At 69.9% G+C, this 2,376-nt stretch carries 3 protein-coding genes; all 3 read left to right on the top strand.

Annotated features, from left to right (window positions below):
- The first annotated feature begins 69 nt into the window (after positions 1 to 69).
- From F8M74_RS37045 to F8M74_RS37055, 3 genes are read left to right on the top strand one after another with little or no spacing between them, the layout of a single operon-like run.
- Positions 70 to 384 (top strand): IS66 family insertion sequence element accessory protein TnpB, encoded by a 315-nt coding sequence (locus F8M74_RS37045; protein WP_141259148.1) that lies wholly within the window; start codon positions 70 to 72, stop codon positions 382 to 384.
- A gap of 4 nt (positions 385 to 388) precedes the next feature.
- Positions 389 to 754: an IS66 family insertion sequence element accessory protein TnpB gene (tnpB, locus tag F8M74_RS37050; RefSeq protein WP_141259149.1), complete on the top strand. Its 366-nt coding sequence runs from the start codon at positions 389 to 391 to the stop codon at positions 752 to 754.
- Between the two features lie 46 nt (positions 755 to 800).
- Entirely contained in the window at positions 801 to 2,300 is a 1,500-nt protein-coding gene (locus F8M74_RS37055) for an IS66 family transposase (RefSeq protein WP_141259150.1), read from the top strand.
- Positions 2,301 to 2,376 lie beyond the last annotated feature (76 nt).

Raw genomic sequence — 2,376 nt, forward strand, 5'->3', positions numbered from 1 at the left:
GTAAGCGTCCGGCCAACGACGTGCTGAGGGGCGTTGAGTGGTGAGTCGCCGCCATGGTCCCTGGCGCGTATGTCGAAGCCGTTGGAGAAGCAGGAGTGGTTCCGGGTCGCCGAAGCATTCGAGGCGAGCGGGCTGACGCAGAAGGAGTTCTCCGCGCAGCGAGGAGTGCGGCTGAGCACGCTTCAGTCGTGGGTGTACCGGCGTCGGCGTCAGCAGGCCGAGAAGGGCGAGGCGGTGCGCCTGCTGCCCGTGGAAGTCGCGGGCGTGTCGCCGCCGAGCACGATGCTGCTTGAGGTGGTGGTGGCCAGCGGAGCGCGCCTGCGATTCTCTTCGGGCACCGACGTGGACTACGTGGCCCACCTCGTCGCGGCGCTGGGGCGGTGAGGCGATGTTCGCGCTGCCTGCGTCGGTGCGCGTAGTGTTGGCCACGGAGCCGGTGGACATGCGCAAGTCGATTGACGGCCTCATGGCGCTGGTGCGCACGGCCTGGGGCGAGGACGTCTACTCGGGGCACCTCTTCGCCTTCGTGTCGCGGAGGGGAGACCGCATCAAGGTACTGACGTGGAGCCGGGGCGGCTTCGTGCTGCTGTACAAACGGCTGGAGACGGGCCGCTTTCGGCTTCCGCCGGTGGACGCGGGCGCGCAGGTGGTGCACCTGGACGCCACGCAGTTGGCGATGCTGCTGGACGGCATTGACGTGGCCCAGGTGAGGCGGCAGCCCGCCTGGATGCCCCCCGGACGGACTGGCACGTGACGGCCCCGGCCCGGGACGCGGCGCAGCGGCGGCGTGTTGAGGCCGGGTGCCGCGCGAGCTTCCTCAAGACCACTTCTGCCCCTGGCGCGAGGAGGCGGAGGAACTCAAGGAGCGCCTGACTTCGCTGGAGGCGAAGATGGCGACGCTGGAGCGCCACGTCTTCGGCCGCAGGGCGGAGAAGTTGCCGACAGTGGCAGCCGAACTGCGAGGGGACGCGGACACGGAAGCCGCCCGGGCCGAAGTCGCGAAGAAGAAGCGCCGGGAGAGGGCTGCCCGAAAAGCCGAGGAGGCCCCGGCGCGGGAGATTCGCCACGCGGTGCCTGCCGAGGAGCGCCAGTGCCCGGCGTGCGACAGCGAGGACTTGAAGCCGCTGGGCAAGGGACGCGCCACGGTGCTGTACGAGTACGTGCCGGCGAGATTCGAGAAGCAGGTACACGTGCAGGAAGTCTTGGCGTGCGCGTGCGGACGGGGCGTCGTCACCGCCCCGCCTCCGGCCAGGGTGGTGGACAGGGGCGAGTACGGCCCCGGTTTCCTGGCCCACGTGGTGACGTCGAAGTGCGCGGACGCCATGCCGCTGCACCGGCTGGCCCAGCGGGTGGAGAGAAGCGGCGTGCCCATGAGTCGCAGCACCCTGACGGACCTCTTCCACCAGGCCGCCTCGGTGCTGCTGCCCCTCTCCCAGCACCTCTTGCAGTGCATTGCCTCGGCGGACGTGGTGTGGGCGGACGAGACGCCCTTGCACGTGCTGGACGTGAAGAAGACGAAGCTGGGCTACCTCTGGACTTTCCTCACCCAGAATGACGCGGGCGAGTGGCTCATCGGCTACCGCTTCAGCATGGGCCGGGGCGGCAAGACGCCGAAGGAAGTGCTGGGCGGCACCGCGGGCGCCCTCGTGGTGGACGGGTACACCGGCTACAACGCGGTGACGCTGCCCAAGGGCCGAGTCCGTGTCGGCTGCTGGGCCCATTGCCGCCGCCGCTTCTTCGACGCGCTGGCCACCGCGCCCGAGGCGCGCGAGGCCCTGGACCTCATCCTCGAACTCTACCGCGTGGAGGCCCAGGCCAAAGACGCGGACATGGTGCGCACGGCCGCTCACCGCGAGCTGCGCCAACTGCACAGCGCGCCCGTCCTCGCGCGGCTGCACACCTGGCTCGAAGCCCAGGTCCCGCGTCACCCGCCCAAGAGTCCGCTGGGCCAGGCCATCTCCTACGCCCTCAAGCAGTGGGAGGCCCTCACGCGCTTCGTGGAGAATGAGCGCCTTCCCCTCGACAACAACCGCTCCGAGGCCGCGCTGAGGAAGGCCGCCCTGGGCCGTAAAAACTTTCTCTTCGTCGGCCACGAGGCCGCGGGCGAAAACCTCGCCGGCCTCTACGCCCTGGTGGCCACCTGCGAGGCCAACGGAGTCAATCCCGAGGCGTACCTGGCCGACGTGCTGCTGCGGGTGCAGACGCATCCCAACTCACGCATCGGCGAGCTGCTGCCCCACGAGTGGAAGCGGCGGCGTGCCGCCGACCCGCCCGATTCACTCCTCCAGCCCAGCCTCTAAATCCTCGCGGCGCGTGCCGGTCACGGCCATCGTCCGTCTGCAACCGCTCACGCCACGTCGCTGGCCGGACGGTTAC

Origin of the sequence: Myxococcus sp. CA023 (genome assembly GCF_010998615.1) — a bacterium.
In the GTDB taxonomy this organism is placed as follows: domain Bacteria; phylum Myxococcota; class Myxococcia; order Myxococcales; family Myxococcaceae; genus Myxococcus.

Excerpts from the sequence above, each read along its gene's own strand:
- F8M74_RS37045 (WP_141259148.1), top strand. The coding sequence starts at position 70 with ATGTCGAAGCCGTTGGAGAAGCAGGAGTGGTTCCGGGTCGCCGAAGCA.
- tnpB (WP_141259149.1), top strand. The coding sequence starts at position 389 with ATGTTCGCGCTGCCTGCGTCGGTGCGCGTAGTGTTGGCCACGGAGCCG.